Source organism: Binatus sp. (SeqCode), from assembly GCF_036522015.1.
Classification (GTDB): Bacteria; Desulfobacterota; Binatia; order Binatales; family Binataceae; genus Binatus.
This window is the reverse complement of the sequence record NZ_DATDGQ010000205.1, coordinates 1-5,624: the sequence shown is the minus strand read 5'-3', so window position 1 is coordinate 5,624 and position 5,624 is coordinate 1. Positions and strand designations below refer to the sequence as shown.

Here is a 5,624-nt window from a genome sequence, read left to right as displayed (position 1 = left end):
ATCTCCGAGGCGAACAGCTTCGCCATCGAGGCCTCTTTGTCGCATCGCCGCTTGCTGTCGGCCTCGGTCGCGACGAAGTACGTAAGCTGGCGCGCCGCTTCGATTTCGGTCGCCATCTCGGCCAGCTTGAATCGAATCGCCTGGAACTCTCCAATCGGCTGCCCGAACGCGATCCGCTTCTGCGCGTACGCCAACGAATCTTCCAGCCCGCCGCGCGCAAGTCCGATCGCCCGCGCCGCAGTATGCACGCGAGCCACCTCCAGACCGCTCACCGCGCCGTAGAATCCCTTGCCTTCGCCGCGATCTTCGCGCTCGCGGCCGAGCAGTGCATCGGCCGGCAGCTTGAAATTGTCAAAGTGCAGCTCCCAGGTCTTCCAGCCGAAGTAGCCGATCTTGCGAATCGGTGAGCCCGTCAGGCCCGGCGGAAACTTGCCGCGCTCCTTCAGCACGAGGAACTGGCTGATACCCTCGTGGCGGCGGCGCGGATCGGACGGCTGTTTGGTGCGCGCCAGCACCGAGATAAAATCGGCACCGTCGGCGAACGTGCACCAGGTCTTGGTGCCGTTGAGCATCCAGCCGTCGCCGTCGCGCGTCGCTTTGCACGAGACGTTGGCGAGATCGGAGCCCGCGTCCGGCTCCGACAATGCGGCCGCGCCGAGGAATTCTCCGCGCGCCATCCTTGGCAGATATTCGCGACGTTGCTCCGCCGTGAAGCCGCCGCCGAGTCCGTTGCCGCGCGCGATGATGCTCGCGACGCTCATCCACGCACGCGCGAGTTCCTCGGTGATCAGCGCATACTCGAACGCGCCTAAACCGAGCCCGCCATACTCCTCCGGGATGACGACGCCGAAGTAGCCCATTTCGGCCAGCTTGTCGCGCAACGACATCGGGATATCGCCTTGCTCGGGATCGAGCTTGTTGGCGATGGGCAGAACTTCCTTCATCGCGAATTCCCGCGCCGCATCCTGAATCATCCGCCGCTCGTCGGTCATGTAACTCACAGTGGCGCTCCTCTGCGTTTGGCGACGAGGTTGGTGCGCTCGTAGCTGATGACGAGTTCGTCGCGCTGATTGCGCGCTTCGGTGCGCCAGGTCACGATGCCGAAGTTGCCGCGGCTTGCGGATTCGCGCGTGGCCACGACCGTGCTGCGCGCGCTCAGCGTATCGCCGGGATACACCGGGCGATGAAATTCCAGATTGTTGATGCCGAGAAACGGTCCGCCCGCTTCGCTCAAATCCTCGACCGAGATGCCGACCACGGTGCACGCGACCAGCATCGGATTGACGACCACGTCGGGATGTCCGTGCGCGCGCGCGTACTCGACATTGAAGTAGAGCGGGCAGTGCGCGAGCGTCGCCGTCGTGAACAGCGAATTGTCACCGGCGTTTATCGTGCGGCCCCAATGATGATCGAAGACCTGGCCCTCGCGGAATTCTTCGAACGAATGGCCTTTCGGCACGGGCTTGAACTGAGTGAAATCTGGATCTGCCATAGATCAAGCTCCTAGCAGAACTCTCGCCGCACGGCGATAACCGGACCTTCTGGCTGCAGGTCGAAATATGGGCGTGATACAGCTCGAGCATTTGCGTCTCCTTAGACTCTCGATGCGATAACTTACAACTATTCCGCGGCTTCCAGAAAATGGGCGAATCGTGCAAGATGGCGCTAATTCACAACGATCGGAGATTCAGATGAAGACAGAAACAGTTGAATACAAGGACGGCGGCGTAACGCTTCGGGGCTATCTCGCTTACGACGACAAGAAATCCGGCAAGCGACCCGGGGTTCTCGTGATGCCGGAAGCATTCGGCTTGGGGGAGCACGCGAAGAAACGCGCCGAGCGGCTGGCGGAGCTGGGCTATGTTGCTTTCGCCGGCGACCCTTACGGCAACGGGATCGAACTCGCAAACTTGCAGGATGCGATGAAGCATGCGGGTCCGCTGTTTGCCGACCCGTCGATACTTCGGAAACGTGGCCGAGCAGCACTCGATCATCTCGCGTCAATCCCGCAAACCGATGCTGCCAGACTCGCCGCGATCGGGTTCTGCATGGGCGGCACCTTCTCGCTGGAACTCGCGCGCGATGGCGCGCCGCTCAAAGGAATAGTCAGTTTTCACGGCGGCCTACAGACGCAGCGACCCGCGGAGGCTGGAAAGGTCAAGGCGAAAATCCTAGTATGCACCGGGGCCGATGACACCATGATCCCGTTCGAGCAGGTGAGCGCCTTCGAGTCCGAGATGATCAAAGCCGGCGCGGATTGGCAAGTCATTACCTATGGAGGAGCAAAACATAGCTTCACGAACCCGAATTCCGACAGCCTCGGGATGCCGGGTATCGGCTACAACAAGGTCGTCGATGCGCGATCCTGGAAGGCGATGGCAGATTTCTTTGAGGAGATATTCGCTGCCTAGCGGCGGGACCTCTTCCTGGAGCGAGTCTTTGTAGGTATGGGACTGGCCTTATCGACAGGCTTGGCGCGATTGCGGCCGAGGAAAAGCGCGAACATAACGAGAAGAGTCATCAAAGCTGTGGTGGCGATAGATATATAATAGGACCATTGGCGAACAGGTGTCGGACGTAGTTCGACCGACACGTTATGCACCCCCGCGGGAACGTTAAAGGTGATCTCTCCACTGTCCGATGCCGGCGAGGTCGCAACCTGGCGATCATCGACTAGCACCGTCCATCCCGGATAGTCGAAGAGAGAGTCTTGCATCAACGCGGGCTCGCTTGCGTTGACTTTGAATGACTGGCTGGTTGAGTTGACGGCGAGTTGCGTTACCTCGGGCGAGGAGCGCACGCCTTTGAGGTTAACACTGTCAAAGACCGGACGGTGATAGGCAGTCCGCGGCTCATACTCTTCGCGAGTTGTGGTATTTATACCTTTTTGAGCGATCAGGTCTGAACTGTAGTAGGCCTCATCATAAGTCTGAACCCCCTTGGGCTGGGTGTGCGCAATGTTAAGCAGCACCAGAACTACAATTGCCGCCGATGCGAGCCGAGGGCCCATTCGGTCGAATGCATAGAGCGCCAGTAACGGCATGAACAGCGCGGGAACGCATAGGGTGCGCCACGGATAGACGAGGTATTGAAGAGTGTCGACGTGCTTCCAAATTGTCCATGTCAAATCGGTGGCTAGCAGCGCGCCTACAATCGACGCGCCGGCAAACACCAGCGCATCAAAGCGGCGGGTAAGGTTCGCCGCACGTATAGCGATAAGGATTCCCGCGACCGCCAAGGCTATGTGACCGAGTCCTAGCGAGTAAGAAATGCCATTCATAGGACCGCGCATCGCGTAGCCGTACCCCCATGGTGACCAAAACAACTGGGACGGCGAGATTATAAAATGGGTCCAATTGAGAAAGCCGGTCCGCAACAGGTCGGTTTTGACGAAGCCGCGTTCGAGCAGCGCCGGCAGCCAGAAGAAAGCACTGAGTCCCAATCCGCCGACGAGCACGGAAGTTCCGGCCGCGACAGTTTTTAGCTTATGATCTGAGACGGCGACGCGAACGGCGACGAGCGCCGCGAAAGCCGGAAACATCAACAACACGATCGCGTTATGCGCCAACGGCAGCATCGCCACCGCCAGCGCGCCGAGCATCACAGTGATTACAGTCGGACGCTGAAGAGCCGCGAGCAGTGCGAGCAGCGCAATGGGAGCCACTGCAATCGCGGCCGATTCGGCAAATCGCCCACAGATGTAGATATCCAACGCCTGATAAGGTGCATACAGCCATGCGGCCGCGGCGCCGATTGAAGCGACACGGGAGAAAGAAAGTTTTCGCCCGATCAGGAAGACTGCGATCGCGCCTAGAGCGAACAGAATCGCCATCCCGAATTGAAGCGAGTTGGCCAGCGTGAGGCCGGCTTTGAAGAACGGCATGGCCATCGCGTAGATCAGCGGCGGTGCGAACTCGAACAGCGGTTGTCCATGCCCACTGCCAAGATCCGGCGCCCATACCGGCGGGAATTGATGGTCGCTCAATATTCTGGCAAATTCGGTCAACCGGGGCGGATAAGCCAGCGAATCATGGCCGTCGAGCAAGTTGCCGCGGAAGAGCGCGCGCGTAAAAAGCAGGATCAAAACCGCTAGCGCCAGGGCGGTCCGAGTCCGGGGAGTCGCCCAAGGTGTCGCCAGCTCCGAGAGCCGCGTCGTAAGCCTGCGTTCCACCGCGGAGTAGTTCGGCCGGCGCATCGCTCGCCCGATCAAACCGACTAAGACGAACCCAGCCACCAGCAGTATCGGCTTGATAGGTCCCGGACGGTATCGAACTTCTATCTTATGTTCGCCCGGCCGGACGGGAATCGCGCAGAAGTTGGGATAGACCCGAAATATTGGCGCAGGTTTTCCGTCAACGGTTGCCTGCTGCCCTGGAAAGTAGGTGATCTTGAGCAACGCATAACAGGGTCGTAGGATTGCGAGCCGCGCGCTATAGGTCTCGCCCTCCTTGCTTTCGGAGATTACTTCGCCGCGCAGAGTCGAAAACCGTGGATCCAACTGAGGCAGCGCCTGAAACATCTTCCATTCGGGCACTCCTTTGATATCGCCTCCTAGCGCGACCATCGCGCCGGCCCGCACCGCAGGATCGTTCATCCAATTCCAGTCCCGATTGAGCACGGTCGTGAGAGGACCCAAGTAGCGCGCGCCAATATCCACCAGGCCGAAGTAACCTTCGTGCGAAGCCTCGTAAACTGCCAGCTGGCCGTGAATTGCGCGAAGCTTGAAGTAGGAGGGCATGGGTTGAGCTACCGGCGCGAGCACCGCGCGCATCGCGAACAACTGGGCCTGGTAGGGATCCTTTTCGTTGATTTCGGCCGTCACGTCCGCGCTCCACGACAAGCTGTGATAGAGAAAGCTGAGCTCATCGAATCCCGCGAGCGAGAGAAACGTGTATGGCTGCGATTTGGCGATTTGAAAATGAGAGGCCCACATTCCCGTTGGACCGGACCACACTCGGCCCGGGCGTTCGCGCAGGATCGTGTGAAGGTCGGCAAACGATGCGTCGAGATCGCCGCCCTCGTGCGCAATCGCCGCGAGACTTTCGTCTCCCCAATAGTTGCTCATCATCAGGAAACCGCTCCGCTCGGTAAAGATCACGATTGCGATCGCGCCGAGTGCGACGGCGGTTATCAGCCTACCCGCGAATCCGAACCGCCATCCGGCCGCGACCGCTTTGGCCAGCGCCCAGGCCGTCAACAGAACGGCAAACAATTCGAATACCGACTCGAACCGGCTGACGTGAAAATTCGCCGGCAGTCCGAGCGCGAGCATGAAGTATCCCCAGGTCGCGCGGCCGAAGAAGATCGCGAGCCACACCGCGGTCAGAACCAGTAGGCGCCGCGCCATCGGTTTTTTCCAGCGATACAGTGCGAACATCGACGAGGCCGCAAGTGCCAGAGTCATCACTGGCAAGCGACCTTCATCAAGAAAGCGGCCCGAGATCAACGCGCTCAATATGCCGTTCGCGCCCCACGAATCGAACTTCCAAACGTCGTCCCATCGGCAGCGGTTCGCCTCACCGCTCGCCAGCAACATGGGAACGACGAACCATGCGAGCAGAATGAATGCAGGAATCAGGATCGAAGCGGCGCGGACCACTCGGCGGGAACGATCGCCGCGCGGG

At 59.9% G+C, this 5,624-nt stretch carries 4 protein-coding genes; 1 reads left to right on the top strand and 3 read right to left on the bottom strand.

All coding sequences use genetic code 11. The annotated features are described in order from the left end of the window. Both VIW95_RS08955 and VIW95_RS08950 read right to left on the bottom strand, forming a co-directional pair. A partial coding sequence (locus VIW95_RS08955) for an acyl-CoA dehydrogenase family protein (protein ID WP_331585541.1) occupies positions 1-992 on the bottom strand: 992 nt, incomplete at its 3' end. A 5-nt stretch (positions 993-997) separates the two neighbouring features. Next, positions 998-1,492 (bottom strand): MaoC family dehydratase, encoded by a 495-nt coding sequence (locus VIW95_RS08950; protein WP_331585539.1) that lies wholly within the window; start codon positions 1,490-1,492, stop codon positions 998-1,000. A gap of 199 nt (positions 1,493-1,691) precedes the next feature. On the opposite strand from VIW95_RS08950, the gene VIW95_RS08945 reads away from it, so the two are divergent. Then, the gene (locus VIW95_RS08945; protein ID WP_331585537.1) at positions 1,692-2,411 is read left to right on the top strand and encodes a dienelactone hydrolase family protein; all 720 of its coding nucleotides are present in this window, start codon (positions 1,692-1,694) and stop codon (positions 2,409-2,411) included. Here the strand turns inward: VIW95_RS08945 and VIW95_RS08940 are convergent. Next, on the bottom strand, positions 2,408-5,624 hold a 3,217-nt coding region (locus tag VIW95_RS08940), incomplete at its 5' end, for a hypothetical protein (RefSeq protein ID WP_331585535.1). The genes VIW95_RS08945 and VIW95_RS08940 overlap by 4 nt on opposite strands.

Excerpts from the sequence above, each read along its gene's own strand:
- VIW95_RS08950 (WP_331585539.1), bottom strand. The coding sequence starts at position 1,492 with ATGGCAGATCCAGATTTCACTCAGTTCAAGCCCGTGCCGAAAGGCCAT.
- VIW95_RS08945 (WP_331585537.1), top strand. The coding sequence starts at position 1,692 with ATGAAGACAGAAACAGTTGAATACAAGGACGGCGGCGTAACGCTTCGG.